Here is a 16,023-nt window from a genome sequence, read left to right as displayed (position 1 = left end):
AAATTTTTTTACGCAGTTTTTAGAGCCGCAGGGTTCTTAGTAATAAACAACAAGCATATAAGGAAAAGATAGAATGGCTAAGGGGCAATCTTTACAAGACCCGTTCCTGAACGCACTGCGTCGCGAGCGTGTTCCGGTTTCGATTTATTTGGTGAATGGTATCAAACTGCAAGGTCAGATTGAGTCTTTCGATCAGTTTGTCATTTTGTTGAAAAATACGGTCAGCCAGATGGTGTATAAGCACGCTATCTCTACCGTCGTCCCGTCCCGTGCAGTCTCCCACCATAGCAATAACGCAGGTGGCGGTAGCAACTATCATCACGGCGGCAATAATCAGGCAGCGCAATCGCAGCCGCAACAGCAAGACGGTGACAGCGCTGAGTAAGCCCTGTTATCGCACTGCCAAAACGGGGAGACCATTAATGACCATCCCCGTTTTGGTCAATCTATTAGAGAGGTTTAAGCTTGTTTGACCGTTATGATGCCGGTGAGCAGGCCATACTGGTACACATCTGGTTCTCGCAAGACAAAGAGACAGAAGACCTGCAGGAATTCGAAACGCTGGTCTCTTCCTCAGGCGTCGAAGCGCTGCGCGTGATAACCGGTAGCCGCAAAGCGCCACATCCCAAATATTTTGTCGGTGAAGGTAAAGCTGTCGAGATCGCTGAAGCGGTGAAAGCCACTGGTGCTTCAGTCGTTATCTTTGACCATGCCTTATCGCCGGCTCAGGAACGTAACCTCGAGCGTCTGTGCGAATGTCGTGTGATCGATCGCACCGGTCTGATCCTGGACATCTTTGCCCAGCGCGCCCGTACTCACGAAGGTAAATTACAGGTAGAGCTGGCTCAGCTACGCCATCTCGCCACGCGCCTGGTGCGCGGCTGGACCCACCTTGAACGTCAGAAAGGGGGCATCGGCCTGCGCGGACCGGGCGAAACCCAGCTGGAAACCGACCGCCGGTTGTTGCGTAATCGCATCAGCCAGATTTTGTCGCGCCTTGAGCGTGTCGAAAAGCAGCGCGATCAGGGACGCCAGGCGCGGGCGAAAGCGGATGTGCCGACGGTCTCGCTGGTGGGCTACACCAACGCCGGTAAATCGACGCTGTTTAATAGCGTGACCTCCGCTAACGTCTATGCTGCCGATCAGCTGTTCGCCACCCTCGATCCTACGCTGCGACGCATCGATGTCGCCGACGTCGGCGAAGTGGTGCTGGCCGATACCGTAGGCTTTATCCGCCACCTGCCGCACGATCTGGTCGCCGCCTTTAAAGCGACCCTGCAGGAGACGCGCCAGGCGGCGCTGCTGCTGCATGTGATCGATGCTGCCGATGTGCGCATGGATGAGAATATCGAGGCGGTGGATACTGTTCTCGAAGAGATCGAAGCCGACGAGATCCCGACGCTGCAGGTGATGAACAAGATCGACATACTTGACGGCTTTACGCCGCGTATCGATCGCAATGATGAAAATCTGCCGGTACGCGTCTGGCTCTCTGCCCAAAGCGGAGCGGGCCTGCCGCTGCTGTTCCAGGCGTTGACCGAACGGCTGTCCGGCGAAATCGCGCAGTACGAGCTGCGTTTGCCGCCGGAAGCGGGGCGTCTGCGCAGCCGCTTTTATCAGCTGCAGGCCATTGAAAAAGAATGGAATGAAGAAGATGGCAGCGTAGGGTTGATGATTCGCCTGCCGATTGTTGACTGGCGTCGCCTGTGCAAACAGGAGCCGACGCTGGTGGATTATATTGTTTGACTGATGTTGCCTGAAACGCGTATCCCGGCCTGGGATAACACCGCACACACAATAAATGGAGTATAAACATGGCGTGGAATCAGCCCGGTAATAACGGACAAGACCGCGACCCGTGGGGAAGCAGCAATAATCAAGGCGGCAACTCTGGGGGAAACAAAGGAGGACGCGATCAGGGACCTCCCGATCTCGATGATATCTTCCGTAAGCTGAGCAAAAAGCTTGGCGGTCTGGGCGGCGGCGGCAAGGGCGGCGATAACTCACGCGGCTCAGGCAACGGCGGCAAGCTGGCAGGGATCGTGGCCGTCGCGGCTGTGGTTATCTGGGCGGCAAGCGGCTTCTACACCATTAAAGAGGCCGAGCGCGGCGTCGTGACGCGTTTTGGGCAGTTCAGCCATCTGGTTGAGCCGGGCCTGAACTGGAAGCCGACCTTTATCGATCAGGTGCAGGCGGTGAACGTCGAGGCGGTGCGCGAACTGGCCGCGTCCGGCGTGATGCTGACTTCCGATGAAAACGTGGTGCGCGTTGAAATGAACGTGCAGTATCGCGTAACCGATCCGGAACGCTATCTGTTTGCGGTCACCAGCGCGGACGACAGCCTGCGCCAGGCGACCGACAGTGCGCTGCGTGGTGTTATCGGCCGTTCCAGCATGGATCGCATCCTGACTGAAGGCCGTACCGTGGTGCGTAGCGAAACGCAGCGCGAGATCGACGAAACCATTCGACCGTACAACATGGGCATTACCGTGCTGGACGTTAACTTCCAGGCGGCGCGTCCGCCGGAAGAGGTGAAAGCGGCGTTTGACGACGCGATTGCCGCGCGTGAAAACCGCGAGCAGTACGTGCGTGAAGCGGAAGCTTACGCCAATGAAGTACAGCCGCGCGCCAACGGCCAGGCGCAGCGTATTCTGGAAGAGGCGCGGGCCTATAAAGCGCGCACCGTGCTGGAGGCGCAGGGTGAAGTGGCGCGCTTCGCGAAAATCCTGCCGGAATATAAAGCCGCGCCGGAAATCACGAAAGAGCGTCTTTATATCGAAACCATGGAGCGCGTGCTGAGCCATACCCGTAAGGTGCTGGTCAGCAACAGCAACAATAATCTGATGGTGCTGCCGCTGGATCAGCTAATGCGCGGTCAGGGTTCATCCAGCTCAACCCGTAGCGGCCAGGAGAGCAGCAGCCTGATGCGTCTGCCGACGACCTCCGGCAGCAACGATCGCGCCAGCAACGGCTCGTCGTTCAGCCCGGACGACATCATGGATCAGCGTCGTGCCAACGCACTGCGCAACGACACCCAGCGCGAAGGGAGAGAGTAAACGATGCGTAAGCCATTAATCGTATTAATTATTGTTGTACTGGTGGTGCTGTACGCGTCATTGTTTGTGGTGCAGGAAGGCCAGCGCGGCATCGTGCTGCGCTTCGGCAAAGTTCTGCGTGATGATGATAACAAGCCGCTGGTGTTCGCGCCGGGCCTGCATTTTAAGATCCCGTTCCTGGAATCGGTTAAATCGCTGGACGCCCGCATTCAGACTATGGATAACCAGGCCGATCGCTTTGTGACCAAAGAGAAAAAGGATCTGATCGTCGATTCTTATATCAAATGGCGCATCAGCGACTTCAGCCGTTACTACCTGGCGACCGGCGGCGGCGATGTCTCTCAGGCGGAAGTGCTGCTGAAACGTAAGTTCAGCGACCGTCTGCGTTCTGAGATGGGCCGTCTTGACGTAAAAGATATCGTGACTGATTCACGCGGCCGTTTGACCACCGACGTGCGCGACGCGCTGAACACCGGCAGCGCCGGACGCGACGACGAAGTGCAAACGCCGGCGGCGGATGACGCCATCGCCCATGCCGCGGCGCGCGTCGAGCGCGAAACCAAAGGCAGCGAGCCGTCAATCAACCCGAACAGTATGGCGGCGCTGGGTATCGAAGTGGTGGATGTGCGCATCAAGCAGATCAACCTGCCGACTGAAGTGTCCGATGCTATCTACAACCGTATGCGCGCCGAGCGTGAAGCGGTCGCGCGTAGCCAGCGTTCACAGGGCCAGGAAGAGGCGGAAAAACTGCGCGCTCAGGCCGATTACCAGGTAACCCGTACGCTGGCGGAAGCGCAGCGTCAGGGGCTGATCACCCGTGGTGAAGGCGATGCCGAAGCCGCTAAGCTGTTTGCTGACGCGTTCAGCCAGGATCCGGGATTCTACTCCTTTATCCGCAGCCTGCGTGCCTACGAGAAGAGCTTCAGCGATAACCAGGATGTGATGGTGCTGAGTCCGGACAGCGATTTCTTCCGCTACATGAAATCGCCTACCGCCGCTCCGGCGCGTTAATCCTGCCAACAGAGCCGACCTTGCGTCGGCTCTTTTTTTATCTGCATCATGTCATCACAGAGCGTCCGCTCTGCCTAAGCACGCTTTGTCCTTACGCTGTAGAAAACCGTTATCCATTGTTTCCTTACACAGAGGCTGGTATGCACATCAACAATCTTCCTTTCGGCACCACTGACTGGCATAAAATCGTAGCGGAAAAGCATCTGGGCGAGCGCGGATACGCGCTGTGGCGTACCCGACGCTTTAACGATATCCGCGTCAGGATCGTAGAGTATTCCGCCGGCTACCTGGCCGATCACTGGTGTGATAAGGGGCATATTCTCTACTGCCTCGACGGAGAGCTGCATACTGAACTGGAGGATGGCCGCACCTTTATTCTGACGCCGGGCATGAGTTATCAGGTGGCGGACAACGCCGAAGCGCATCGCTCCTCTTCGCCGGGCGGCGCTAAGCTGTTTATCGTCGATTAATTTTCCTGCTGAAGGCGTGATATATTCGGTCACGCTTTTTCCCACCGCTTCCTTCAGCCTCATATTTACGGATTATCCGCCAGTGTGCATAATCGCCAGCTTCTTCCTGTTTACTATCGAGAAATAATGAAAACAACCATATGGATGGCGCTGGCGTTGGTATTGGTGCTGGAAGGATTAGGGCCGATGCTGTGGCCGCGTCTCTGGCGCCGGATGATCGTCGCGATGGCCCAGCTGCCGGACCGTCTGCTGCACCGTTTCGGCGGTGGATTAGTGGTGGCCGGCGCGGTGATTTACTATATGTTGAGTGTGCATGGCGGCAGCTAATGCCATATCCAGGCGCGGCGCAAAACGCCATGAAAACGGCGATATGACGCTGACCAAATCGCGATCAAAAAACTGCGCAATCGTATGCTAAAAGTGCTGAAAGTGGAAAATCATGGTGGTAGAATCCATTTTTAAGCAATCGGTGGTTTCAAGAAAATGGGTAAGAACGTTGTCGTACTGGGCACCCAATGGGGTGACGAAGGCAAAGGTAAGATTGTTGACCTTCTGACAGAGCGCGCTAAATACGTTGTGCGCTATCAAGGCGGCCACAATGCGGGTCATACGCTTGTCATCAACGGTGAAAAAACCGTTCTCCACTTAATTCCCTCTGGCATCCTGCGTGAAAACGTCACCAGCATCATCGGTAACGGCGTTGTGCTGTCTCCGGCAGCGCTGATGAAAGAGATGAAAGGGCTGGAAGAGCGTGGCGTCCCGGTACGTGAACGTCTGTTACTCTCTGAAGCTTGTCCGCTGATCCTGCAATATCACGTTGCAATGGATCTGGCGCGTGAAAAAGCGCGTGGCGCGAAGGCGATCGGCACCACTGGTCGCGGCATCGGCCCGGCTTACGAAGATAAAGTCGCGCGTCGCGGCCTGCGCGTCGGCGATCTCTTCAATAAAGAGACCTTCGCCGCCAAGCTGAAAGAGATTGTCGATTTCTATAACTTCCAGCTGGTGCATTACTACAAAGAAGAAGCGGTAGATTACGACACCGTGCTGAAAGATGTTATGGCGATCGCTGATATCCTGACCGGCATGGTAGTTGACGTTTCCGATCTGCTGGATAACGCGCGCAAGCGCGGCGATCTGATCATGTTCGAAGGCGCGCAGGGTACCCTGCTGGATATCGATCACGGCACCTATCCCTACGTCACCTCTTCCAACACCACCGCCGGCGGCGTGGCGACAGGCTCCGGCATCGGTCCGCGCTACGTCGATTACGTGCTGGGCATTATCAAAGCCTACTCCACCCGCGTTGGCGCCGGTCCTTTCCCGACCGAACTGTTTGATGACGTTGGCGAATTCCTGTGTGAGAAGGGCAATGAATTCGGTGCCACTACTGGCCGTCGCCGTCGCACCGGCTGGCTGGACGTGGTCGCGGTGCGCCGCGCGGTGCAGATCAACTCCCTCTCCGGCTTCTGCATGACCAAACTGGACGTGCTGGATGGCCTGAAAGAGGTTAAAATCTGCGTGGGCTACCGTATGCCGGATGGCCGCGAAGTCACCACCACGCCGCTGGCCGCGGAAGGGTGGGAAGGCATCGAACCGATTTATGAAACCCTGCCAGGCTGGAGCGAAAGCACCTTTGGCGCGAAATCGGTTGACGCACTGCCGCAGGCAGCGCGCGATTATATTAAGCGTGTTGAAGAACTGACGGGCGTACCGGTTGATATTATCTCTACCGGTCCGGATCGCAGCGAAACCATGATCCTGCGTCATCCGTTTGACGCCTGATTGCGCGAAAGGCCGGACCCTGTCCGGCCTTTGTCTTCTGTGTGACAGCAGGCGCTCCGCTCTTTATTCCCGCCCACTTTGCTTACCGCTTTCCTGAAATCCGGCTTGCTTAAAAAAATGCCCTCAATTTTATGGGCTGGTTTATCATCATTAGATAATAATTATGCTAAGCGGATGAAATTCACCAGAAATTCACCGAGGTTATTGTGCAGCTGACGAGTTTTACCGATTTCGGCCTACGCGCCCTGATTTACATGGCGTCATTGCCGGCCGGACAGATGACGAACATCACGCAGGTGACCGACACCTACGGCGTGTCGCGCAATCATATGGTCAAAATCATCAACCAGCTGAGTCGTCTGGGCTATGTCGCCGCCGTACGCGGTAAAAACGGCGGCATTCGCCTTGGTAAACCCGCCTCGGAAATTGTTGTCGGACAGGTTGTACGGGAAATGGAACCGCTGCAGCTGGTGAATTGCGATATCTGCGCCATTACGCCCGCCTGCCGCTTGCGACAGGCGCTGAACGAGGCGACGCAACAGTTCCTGCGCGAGCTGGATAACTATACGTTGGCCGATCTGGTAAAGGATAACCATCCGCTTTATAAAATTTTGCTGCCGGAGCCTGAAGCTTCAACGCTGGCCGGCTGCTGACAACGGAGGAACCGCTATGTCAAAAGATCCTTTTCAGGAAAGAGAAGCTGAAAAATACGAAAACCCCATTCCAAGCCGCGAGTTCATCCTCGCGCATTTAGAAAAACGTGAAAAACCGGCCAGCCGTGAAGAGCTGGCGGCTGAAATGCATATTGAAGGCGAAGAGCAGCTGGAAGCGCTGCGTCGCCGTCTGCGCGCCATGGAGCGCGACGGACAGCTGGTGTTTACCCGTCGCCAGTGCTACGTGCTGCCTGAGCGTCTCGACCTGCTGCGCGGCAAGGTGATCGGCCACCGCGACGGTTACGGATTCCTGCGCGTCGAAGGGCAAAAAGATGATTTCTACCTCTCCGCCGAACAGATGAAATTCTGTCTGCACGGCGACATCATCCTGGCTCAGCCGCAGGGCGCCGACCGCAAGGGCCGCCGCGAGGCGCGCGTGGTACGCGTACTGGAGCCGCGTAACAGCCAGATCGTCGGCCGCTACTTCACCGAAGCCGGCGTTGGCTTTGTGGTGCCGGACGACAGCCGCCTGAGCTTCGATATCCTGATCCCGCCGGAAGAGGTGATGAGCGCGCATATGGGCTCCGTGGTGGTGGTGGAGCTGGTGCAGCGTTCAACGCGTCGCTCCAAGGCGATCGGCAAAATCATTGAGGTCCTGGGTGACGATATGGGCACCGGCCTTGCGGTCGATATGGCGCTGCGTACCCATGAAATTCCGCACGTTTGGCCAGCCGAACTCGAAGCGCAGATCGCGACGCTGCGTGAAGAGGTGCCGGAAGAGGCGAAGCAGGGGCGCGTTGATCTGCGTCAACTGCCGCTGGTCACCATCGACGGTGAAGATGCGCGCGACTTCGATGACGCCGTTTACTGCCAGAAAAAACGTGGCGGCGGCTGGCGCCTGTGGGTTGCCATCGCCGACGTCAGCTATTACGTGCGTCCCGGCACGCCGCTGGATAACGAAGCGCATAACCGCGGTACCTCGGTCTACTTCCCGTCGCAGGTGGTGCCGATGCTGCCTGAAGTGCTGTCCAACGGGCTCTGCTCGCTGAATCCGCAGGTTGATCGCCTCTGCATGGTGTGCGAAATGACCGTTTCCGCCAGCGGTAAGTTGACCGGCTACAAGCACTATGAAGCGGTAATGAATTCCCATGCGCGCCTGACCTACAACAAAGTCTGGGCGATTCTGCAGGGTAACCCGGAACTGCGCGAACAATACGCGCCGCTGGTGAAAGATCTGGAAGAGCTGCACAGCATGTATCAGGTGCTGGAGAAGGCGCGCGAACAGCGCGGCGGCATCTCCTTTGAAACCGAAGAGGCGAAGTTTATCTTTAACGCCGAGCGCCGCATTGAGCGCGTAGAGCGCACGGTGCGCAACGACGCCCATAAGCTGATTGAAGAGTGCATGATCCTGGCGAACATCGCCTCGGCGCGCTTTGTTGAGAAGCATCAGGAGCCGGCGCTGTTCCGCGACCACGATCGTCCCAGCGATGACAGCATCAAGAGCTTCCGCTCCGTGCTGGCCGAGCTGGGCCTGTCGCTGCCGGGCGGCAACAAGCCGCAGCCGCTGGATTACGCCGAGCTGCTGGAAACCATCGCCGATCGTCCCGACCACGAAATGCTGCAGACCATGCTGCTGCGTTCGATGAAGCAGGCAGTCTACGATCCGGAAAACCGTGGCCACTTCGGCCTGGCGCTCTCTTCCTATGCGCACTTTACCTCGCCGATCCGCCGCTATCCCGATCTGCTGCTGCACCGGGCGATCAAATATCTGCTGGCGCAGCAGGCGGGCACGCTGGAAGGCAACAGCACGCCGACCGGCGGCTTCCACTATGATATGCAGCAGATGCTGCAGCTGGGCCTGCACTGCTCGATGACCGAGCGCCGCGCTGATGAAGCGACGCGCGACGTCGCGGACTGGCTGAAGTGCGACTTTATGCAGGACCAGGTCGGCAATACCTTTACCGGCGTGATCGCCAGCGTTACCGGCTTCGGCTTCTTTGTACGCCTCAACGATCTGTTTATCGACGGCCTGGTGCATGTCTCGACGCTGGACAATGACTACTACCGCTTTGACGCCGTCGGCCAGCGCCTGATTGGTGAATCGGGTGGCCGCACCTATCGCCTCGGCGATACCGTTGAAGTGCGCGTAGAGGCAGTGCATATGGATGAGCGCAAGATCGATTTCGCGCTGATCTCCAGCCAGCGCCGTCCGCGCGGCGAAGGCAAAACCGAACGCGAAAAGGCGAAGAAAGGCGGCGCCGGCACCCATAACAAACGCCGCCGCGAGATGCGTAAAAACGCCAATTTCGAGCCGAACGAAGCGTTCCGCGGCGAAGGCAAAGGCGCAGCCAAAGGCGAAGGTAAAAAAGCGGACAAGCCGAAAGGCGAGAAAAAAGCGAAAAAACCTTCGGACAAAACCCGTAAAATCGCTGCCGCAACCAAAGCGAAGCGCGCATCGAAGAAAAAAGAGGCATAAGCGGTAACACAGGCGAACCCTGTCGCGCCGCAGGCCAAAGGGCGGCAGGGCCGCCCGTCACCAGCATCGGATAAAACATGAGTGAAGTAATTTTCGGCATTCACGCCGTACAGGCGCTGTTAGAGCGCGACCCGCAACGTTTCCAGCAGGTCTGGATCCTGAAAGGCCGCGACGATCGTCGCTTACAGGCGCTGATCGCCGCGCTGGAAGCGCAGGGCATTGTTATTCAGGTCGCCACCCGTCAGTGGCTGGACAGCAAGGTAGAAGGTGCGGTGCATCAGGGTATCATCGCGCAGGTGAAGCCGGGACGGCACTATCAGGAAGGCGATCTGCCCGATCTGCTGGCCTCGATTGAATCACCGCTGCTGCTGATTCTGGACGGCGTGACCGATCCCCACAACCTTGGCGCCTGTCTGCGCAGCGCCGATGCGGCGGGCGTAGATGCGGTGATCGTGCCGAAAGATCGGTCGGCGCAGCTCAACGCCACGGCGAAAAAAGTCGCCTGCGGCGCGGCGGAAAGCGTACCGCTGATCCGCGTCACCAACCTGGCGCGCACGATGCGTTTGCTGCAGGAGTATCACGTCTGGATCGTCGGCACCGCCGGCGAAGCGACGCATGACCTGTGGGAAAGCAAAATGACCGGTCCGCTGGCGCTGGTGATGGGCGCAGAAGGCGAGGGCATGCGCCGTCTGACGCGCGAACACTGCGACGATCTGATCCGTCTGCCGATGGCGGGCAGCGTGTCGTCGCTGAACGTCTCCGTCGCCACCGGCATCTGTCTGTTTGAAGCGGTGCGCCAGCGCCGCAGCTGACGCTTCGGGGCGTGACCTGCGCCCCGAAACCTGCGTTGTACGCGGGCATCTTGCCGGTCTTTCTGCATAATTAAACCACTGCAGGACAACCCAGGAAGCCCGGTCTGGCCTTAAGCGGGGTTTCCGTACGGAGATCCCCGTTATGTCGACCCACACCGTTTTCAATCAGCCTTTTCCCCTCAGCAACAGCAACCTGTTTCTTTCCGATACGCCCCTGTGTGACGCCGTGGCGCGCTATGGCGCCGGCTGGGATCGGGATCTGCTGGCCTCGGTCGGACAACAGCTCGGCAGCAGCGAATCACTGGAGCTGGGACGGCTGGCGAACGCCTTTCCGCCCGAGCTGCTGCGTTATGACGCGCGCGGCGCGCGGCTGGATGACCTGCGCTTCCATCCCGCCTGGCATCTGCTGATGCAGGGGCTGTGCGCCAATCGTGTCCACAATCTCCCCTGGCAGGCGGACGCGCGTCCCGGGGCGTTCGTCGCCCGGGCTGCGCGTTTTATGCTACACGGCCAGGTGGAGTCGGGCACGCTCTGCCCGATAACCATGACCTTCGGCGCGACGCCGCTGCTGCAGGCCAGCCTGCCTGCGCTGTTTGCCGACTGGCTGCCGCCGCTGCTGTCCGATCGCTACGACGCGCACCTGCAGCCCGCGCCGCAAAAACGCGGCCTGCTGATCGGCATGGGCATGACGGAAAAGCAGGGCGGCACGGATGTTCTCAGCAATACCACGCGCGCCGAGCCTGTCGACAGTCGGGGCAACGGCGAGGCGTATCGCCTTACCGGCCATAAGTGGTTTTTCTCGGTGCCGCAAAGCGACGCGCACCTGGTGCTGGCGCAGGCGCCGGGCGGCATCAGCTGTTTCTTCTTACCGCGCCTGCTGCCGGACGGCACGCGCAACGCCGTGCGTATCGAACGGCTAAAAGAGAAGCTGGGCAACCGTAGCAACGCCAGCAGCGAGGTCGAGTTCGACGGCGCGCTCGGCTGGCTACTGGGGGAAGAGGGGGAAGGGGTGCGCCAGATTTTAAAAATGGGCGGCTATACCCGCTTCGATTGCGCGCTCGGCAGTCACAGCCTGATGCGCCGCGCTTTCTCTGTCGCGCTCTACCACGCGCATCAGCGCCTGGTGATGGGGAAAGCGCTGGTGGATCAGCCACTGATGCGGCAGCTGCTTTGCCAGCAGGCGCTACAGCTGGAGGGGCAAACCGCGCTGTTAATGCGCCTCGCCCACGCCTGGTCACAGCCGGAGAATGAGCAGCAGCGCGCCTGGGCGCGTCTGTTTACCCCGGCGGCGAAGTTCGCCATCTGTCAGGAGGGCGCGCCCTTTGTGGCGCAGTCGATGGAGATTGTCGGCGGCGTCGGCTATTGCGAAGAGAGCGAACTGCCGCGGCTTTACCGTGAAGCGCCGGTCAACAGCATCTGGGAAGGGGCGGGTAACGTGATGTGCCTGGACGTGCTGCGTGTTCTCAGGAAGCATCCCGCCCTGCCGGAGATGCTGGCCGCGCAGTTTGAAGAGGTGAAAGGGTTAAATCGTCATGTCGATCGTCATTGGCGTCAGCTGCAACTGCGCCTGCGTAAGCCGCAGGAGGCGCAGGCACGCGAGCTGACCGGCCAGCTGGTGCGGCTGGCAACCGCCGGTTTACTGTTGACCGGGCTGGAGCCGCCGCTGGCAGACGCCTGGTGCCGTCACTATCTTGATGCGCGCGGGCCTGCGTTGATACATCAAGCGGTCAGCGAGCGTTTACTGCTGCGCGCTACCGGCGGCTGAAGAAGCCGGGCCGTACAGCAACGCCGAGGCATACCACATGCCCGGCATCACGGTTTCGCTGAGCGCGACAATCTGATAGTAGGCTGCGCCCGCAGCGTTGGCTTTTTGGGCGATTTCGCGCTGCGCGTCGTCCGGCGAGCCGCGAGTGGTGCTGGTGATGCTGCCGAGCCGCGGCAGCCCCAGGCTCTGTCCGCGATCGATCTCCTGCGCCTGATGGGTTGGCGGCGGCGGCGCTTCGGGCGTCGGACGCAGCGCGCTGCAGGCGCTAAGCGTCAGGGTTAACAGCAGCAAAGAGAGATAGCGCATTCAGGTTTCCTCGCAGTGGGGATCGCTAAAGTGTATGCGATCCCCACGGGAGCGTTAGCCTTTCAGCGTGAAAATGCTGACCAGCTCGGTGAGATGATGCCCTTTCTTGCTCAGTTCATGGGCGGTATCTTCCGATTGCGCCACCAGTTCGGTGTTCTGATGCGTCGCCTGACCAATCTGCGTCATCGCGATATTCACCTGGCCGATGCCGGCGGACTGCTCCTGCGAGGCGACATTGATCTCGCCCATCAGCGCTTTAACCTGCTCGATGCGGGTAACGATGTTCTCCATGGCGCTGCGCGTCTGTTCGGAGAGCGTATGACCCTGATTAACGCTGCTGATGGAGGTGGCGATCAGCGTGTCGATCTCTTTCGCCGCCTGGGCGCTGCGGCTTGCCAGCGCGCGCACTTCGGCCGCCACCACCGCAAACCCTTTGCCATGCTCGCCGGCGCGCGCCGCCTCTACTGCCGCGTTCAGCGCGAGGATATTGGTCTGGAAGGCGATCGATTCGATCACGTGGGTAATATCGGCGATGCTCTGCGAGGAAACTTTAATCTCCGACATGGTGTTGACCGAGCGGGCCACTTTCTCATCGCCCTGCTGTACCGCGGTGGCCGCTTCCGCCACCAGCTTCAGCGCCTGCGAGACGTTCTCCGCATTCTGATCGACCGTGGCGCCGAGCTGTTCCATGCTGGCGGAGGTCTCCTCCACGCTGCTGGCCTGACGGGTGATCTGCTCGCTGATGTTTTCGCTGCTCAGGGCGATGGCGTCGGTGCCCTGGCTTATCTCCTGCGCGGCGGCGCGCACCTGCGACACGATGCGCGCAAGGCCGTCGCCGATGCCATTGATGGCGGCGATCAGCTGGCCAACTTCGTCGCTGCGGCGCGTTTGCAGCGTTGCCTGCAGGTTGCCGTCCGCGTACTGCTCCGCCAGATGGATGACCTGCTGCAGCGGAGTACTGACCCAGCGACGGGTAATCACCACGAAGCCCAGCGCGAAGAGGATCACCAGCCCCAGACCCAGCAGCAGGAAGGTGTTACGCGCAGAGGTGATCGGCGCCAGCAGGCTGTCTTTATCGACATTGCCGAGGATAATCCAGTTCCAGCCGGGCAGGCGCTGCCAGGCGACGATACGCGATTCGCCATCCAGTACTGTTTCCAGCGTGCCGCTCTGCTGTGAGGTCAGCTGCTGCATCACCTCCGGCGCCCAGCGCGCCATTTTTCCCTCTTCCTGCGGATGGAACAGCCATTTGCCGCGCGTCTGGTCCGGCGCGCCGCTCATCACCATAAAGCGCCCGGTATCGCTGAAGGATTTATCCAGCACCTTATCGCGCATCAGCGCGATCTGCTTGCCGATCTCCACGCCGACGAACAGGATGCCGACCACCGTGCCGCTCTGATCGGTCACCGGCTGATACTGGGTGATATAGCGTTTGCCGAACAGGGCGGCGAGACCGCGATAGGCTTCACCTTTGTTCACCTGCGCGAACGCTGCGCTCTGGCGATCGAGACGGGTGCCCATGGCGCGCGAGCCATCTTCTTTACGCAGCGACGTGGCGACGCGAATATAGTCATCGCCGTCGCGCACGAAAATGGTGGCGATCGCGCCGGTGCGCGCGAGGAAATCATCCACCACCTCTTCATCGAGGTTCAGCGTTTTCAGCCCGGCACACAGGGTCGGCGTGGAAAAATCGCCGACGGCGATACGCGCGCTTTCGTCACGGCTGAAGGTTTTCGGCAGGAAGCTTTGAAACAGGTTGGTGTAATTCGCCACTTCTTCGCTGAGCGTCGCGTTGAACAGCCCGGCCATATCGCCGATGCCCGCGACCTGGTTTTCCATATTCTCCAGCGTGAGCGACTGAAGCTGTTTGGCTGCGTTATTGCTTAAAGCGAGCGTGAGGATGAGAAACAGAACGGCCACGCTCAAGGAGGTCATTACCGATAGCTTGACGCCTAAACTGGCGCGGCTAAGTGAAAGACGCTTCATGAGTTATTACCCTTTAGATTGTATTATGGGATCTCGTTAAACGGCCAAAAGCGGCGAAGTTTTACCCTACAAACCGCAGGGAAAAGGAAACTTTTTTCATGCCACACATAAAGATGGCGGCTAATGGCTTATAATCGAAAGCGATTTTATCTACGGCAACGGCGTGAGGCGGGGCAAGATGCAGCAGGAAAACAGAACAGCAAAATCGATGATTGAGCTTGCCACGGAATCGCTCGACGGAATTGAGTGCCTGCACGCCGCCCCCGCCGGAGCGCGCGATCGCGCGCTGCCGACGGTGATTTTCTGGCACGGCTACCTCTCTTCGAAAGAGGTCTATGCGTGGGCCGCCGTCGCGCTGGCACAGGCCGGCTTTCGCGCCATTATGCCGGACGCCGATGGACATGGTTCCCGTTACGACGGCGACGAGGCGCGACGGCTGAGCCGCTTTTGGGACATCCTGCGCAGCAACATCGACGAGACGGCGCAGATAGAAAAGGCGCTACGCGCGCGCGGCTGGATCGAAGCGGGCCATTTCGGCGTGGCGGGCGCCTCGATGGGCGGCATGACGGCACTGGGAGCGATGGCTCGCTATCCGCAGATTGACCGCGTCGCCTCGCTGATGGGCTCTGGTTACTTTATGTCGCTGAGCCAGACGCTGTTTCCGCCTTTCCCGGCGCAGACGCCGGAGCAGCAGGCAGCGTTAAGCGAGCGCCTTGCGCCGCTGGCGTCCTACGATCCCAGCCGACAGCTCGCCAGGCTGGCGGACCGTCCGTTACTGCTGTGGCATGGCGAAGCGGATGAGGTGGTGCCGGCTGCGGAAACGCGGCGTCTGACGGCGGCACTGCGCAATGCGCGGCTGGATCAGCGTCTGACTTGGCTCACCGAAGCGGGCGTCGGCCATAAAATTACGCCGCTGGCCCTGCATTCGCTGGTGGATTTCTTCCGCGCATCCCTTTGAACAGTAAACATATTCCTGACCATGCGGCTGGTTTGATGCGCGGCCGCGCGGCTAAACGCAGATTTAATGCGAATCCCGCTTGAGTTTCCCCTCGTGGCTCAGTATGATTACGCGTCAATTTTTCAGCCGCATTAGCAGGCTGTGTCTCACAGCTGTTGAATGAGCCGCGCTGCAAAACCATGTTATCTGCGTTGTCATGGAGTCCGTTCTCCGTTCCCTCCGCCTTGCTAACACGCTTTTGTCGCCGCTTACGACAGCTGCGGGACACAGCCTATAACGTTCCTTGCTTCCATGGGCCGCGGCTGACCCTGACAGGAGGCTGAATAATCCGTAAGGAGCAAACTCGATGCGTCATTACGAAATCGTCTTTATGGTTCATCCTGACCAGAGCGAACAGGTTCCGGGCATGATCGAGCGCTACACTGGTGCCATCACTGGTGCAGAAGGCAAGATTCACCGTCTGGAAGACTGGGGCCGCCGTCAGCTGGCTTACCCGATCAACAAACTGCACAAAGCGCACTACGTTCTGCTGAACGTTGAAGCGCCGCAGGAAGTCATCGATGAGCTGGAAACAAACTTCCGCTTCAACGACGCCGTTATCCGCAGCATGGTTATGCGTACCAAAAACGCCGTAACCGAAGCATCTCCGATGGTTAAAGCGAAAGACGAGCGCCGTGAGCGTCGTGAAGATTTCGCTAACGAAACCTCTGACGATGCAGATGCCGGGGATTCTGAAGAGTAATCGACC

The 16,023-nt window shown here is 59.1% G+C and carries 15 protein-coding genes; 13 read left to right on the top strand and 2 right to left on the bottom strand.

Going from position 1 to position 16,023, the window contains the following annotated elements:
- Positions 1-73 precede the first annotated feature (73 nt).
- From hfq to C2E15_RS18580, 11 genes are all read left to right on the top strand, one after another.
- A complete protein-coding gene (hfq, locus tag C2E15_RS18630) occupies positions 74-385 on the top strand; it encodes an RNA chaperone Hfq (protein ID WP_038623882.1) in 312 nt (103 codons plus the stop codon).
- An 80-nt stretch (positions 386-465) separates the two neighbouring features.
- Positions 466-1,746, top strand: coding sequence for a ribosome rescue GTPase HflX (hflX, locus tag C2E15_RS18625; protein WP_104958694.1), 1,281 nt, complete (start codon positions 466-468; stop codon positions 1,744-1,746).
- Between the two features lie 68 nt (positions 1,747-1,814).
- Positions 1,815-3,056: an FtsH protease activity modulator HflK gene (gene hflK, locus C2E15_RS18620; RefSeq protein WP_104958693.1), complete on the top strand. Its 1,242-nt coding sequence runs from the start codon at positions 1,815-1,817 to the stop codon at positions 3,054-3,056.
- A gap of 3 nt (positions 3,057-3,059) precedes the next feature.
- Positions 3,060-4,067, top strand: coding sequence for a protease modulator HflC (gene hflC / locus C2E15_RS18615; RefSeq protein WP_104958692.1), 1,008 nt, complete (start codon positions 3,060-3,062; stop codon positions 4,065-4,067).
- Positions 4,068-4,207: 140 nt separating this feature from the next.
- Positions 4,208-4,537, top strand: a complete 330-nt coding sequence (locus C2E15_RS18610) for a DHCW motif cupin fold protein (protein ID WP_104958691.1) — start codon at positions 4,208-4,210, stop codon at positions 4,535-4,537.
- Between the two features lie 126 nt (positions 4,538-4,663).
- Entirely contained in the window at positions 4,664-4,864 is a 201-nt protein-coding gene (locus tag C2E15_RS18605; protein ID WP_104958690.1) for a DUF2065 domain-containing protein, read from the top strand.
- A 156-nt stretch (positions 4,865-5,020) separates the two neighbouring features.
- Positions 5,021-6,319, top strand: a complete 1,299-nt coding sequence (locus C2E15_RS18600; RefSeq protein ID WP_104958689.1) for an adenylosuccinate synthase — start codon at positions 5,021-5,023, stop codon at positions 6,317-6,319.
- Positions 6,320-6,525: 206 nt separating this feature from the next.
- Positions 6,526-6,972, top strand: coding sequence for a nitric oxide-sensing transcriptional repressor NsrR (gene nsrR, locus C2E15_RS18595; protein ID WP_104958688.1), 447 nt, complete (start codon positions 6,526-6,528; stop codon positions 6,970-6,972).
- A 16-nt stretch (positions 6,973-6,988) separates the two neighbouring features.
- Positions 6,989-9,448 carry a ribonuclease R gene (rnr, locus tag C2E15_RS18590; RefSeq protein WP_104958687.1) on the top strand — a complete coding sequence of 820 codons (2,460 nt, stop codon included), beginning with the start codon at positions 6,989-6,991 and terminating at the stop codon, positions 9,446-9,448.
- A gap of 77 nt (positions 9,449-9,525) precedes the next feature.
- The gene (gene rlmB, locus C2E15_RS18585; protein ID WP_104958686.1) at positions 9,526-10,260 is read left to right on the top strand and encodes a 23S rRNA (guanosine(2251)-2'-O)-methyltransferase RlmB; all 735 of its coding nucleotides are present in this window, start codon (positions 9,526-9,528) and stop codon (positions 10,258-10,260) included.
- Positions 10,261-10,402: 142 nt separating this feature from the next.
- Positions 10,403-12,025 (top strand): isovaleryl-CoA dehydrogenase, encoded by a 1,623-nt coding sequence (locus C2E15_RS18580; RefSeq protein WP_104958685.1) that lies wholly within the window; start codon positions 10,403-10,405, stop codon positions 12,023-12,025.
- Here C2E15_RS18580 and bsmA read toward each other — a convergent pair.
- Both bsmA and C2E15_RS18570 read right to left on the bottom strand, forming a co-directional pair.
- A complete protein-coding gene (gene bsmA, locus C2E15_RS18575) occupies positions 11,999-12,331 on the bottom strand; it encodes a biofilm peroxide resistance protein BsmA (RefSeq protein ID WP_104958684.1) in 333 nt (110 codons plus the stop codon). The genes C2E15_RS18580 and bsmA overlap by 27 nt on opposite strands.
- A gap of 54 nt (positions 12,332-12,385) precedes the next feature.
- Entirely contained in the window at positions 12,386-14,317 is a 1,932-nt protein-coding gene (locus C2E15_RS18570; protein ID WP_104958683.1) for a methyl-accepting chemotaxis protein, read from the bottom strand.
- Positions 14,318-14,525: 208 nt separating this feature from the next.
- On the opposite strand from C2E15_RS18570, the gene yjfP reads away from it, so the two are divergent.
- Both yjfP and rpsF read left to right on the top strand, forming a co-directional pair.
- Positions 14,526-15,275, top strand: a complete 750-nt coding sequence (yjfP, locus tag C2E15_RS18565) for an esterase (RefSeq protein ID WP_104958682.1) — start codon at positions 14,526-14,528, stop codon at positions 15,273-15,275.
- Between the two features lie 346 nt (positions 15,276-15,621).
- The gene (rpsF, locus tag C2E15_RS18560; protein ID WP_104958681.1) at positions 15,622-16,017 is read left to right on the top strand and encodes a 30S ribosomal protein S6; all 396 of its coding nucleotides are present in this window, start codon (positions 15,622-15,624) and stop codon (positions 16,015-16,017) included.
- Positions 16,018-16,023: the final 6 nt, after the last annotated feature.

Source organism: Mixta gaviniae, from assembly GCF_002953195.1.
Taxonomy (GTDB): domain Bacteria; phylum Pseudomonadota; class Gammaproteobacteria; order Enterobacterales; family Enterobacteriaceae; genus Mixta; species Mixta gaviniae.
Note: the sequence above shows the minus strand (reverse complement) of the source record. Positions and strands in the feature narration are given on the sequence as shown.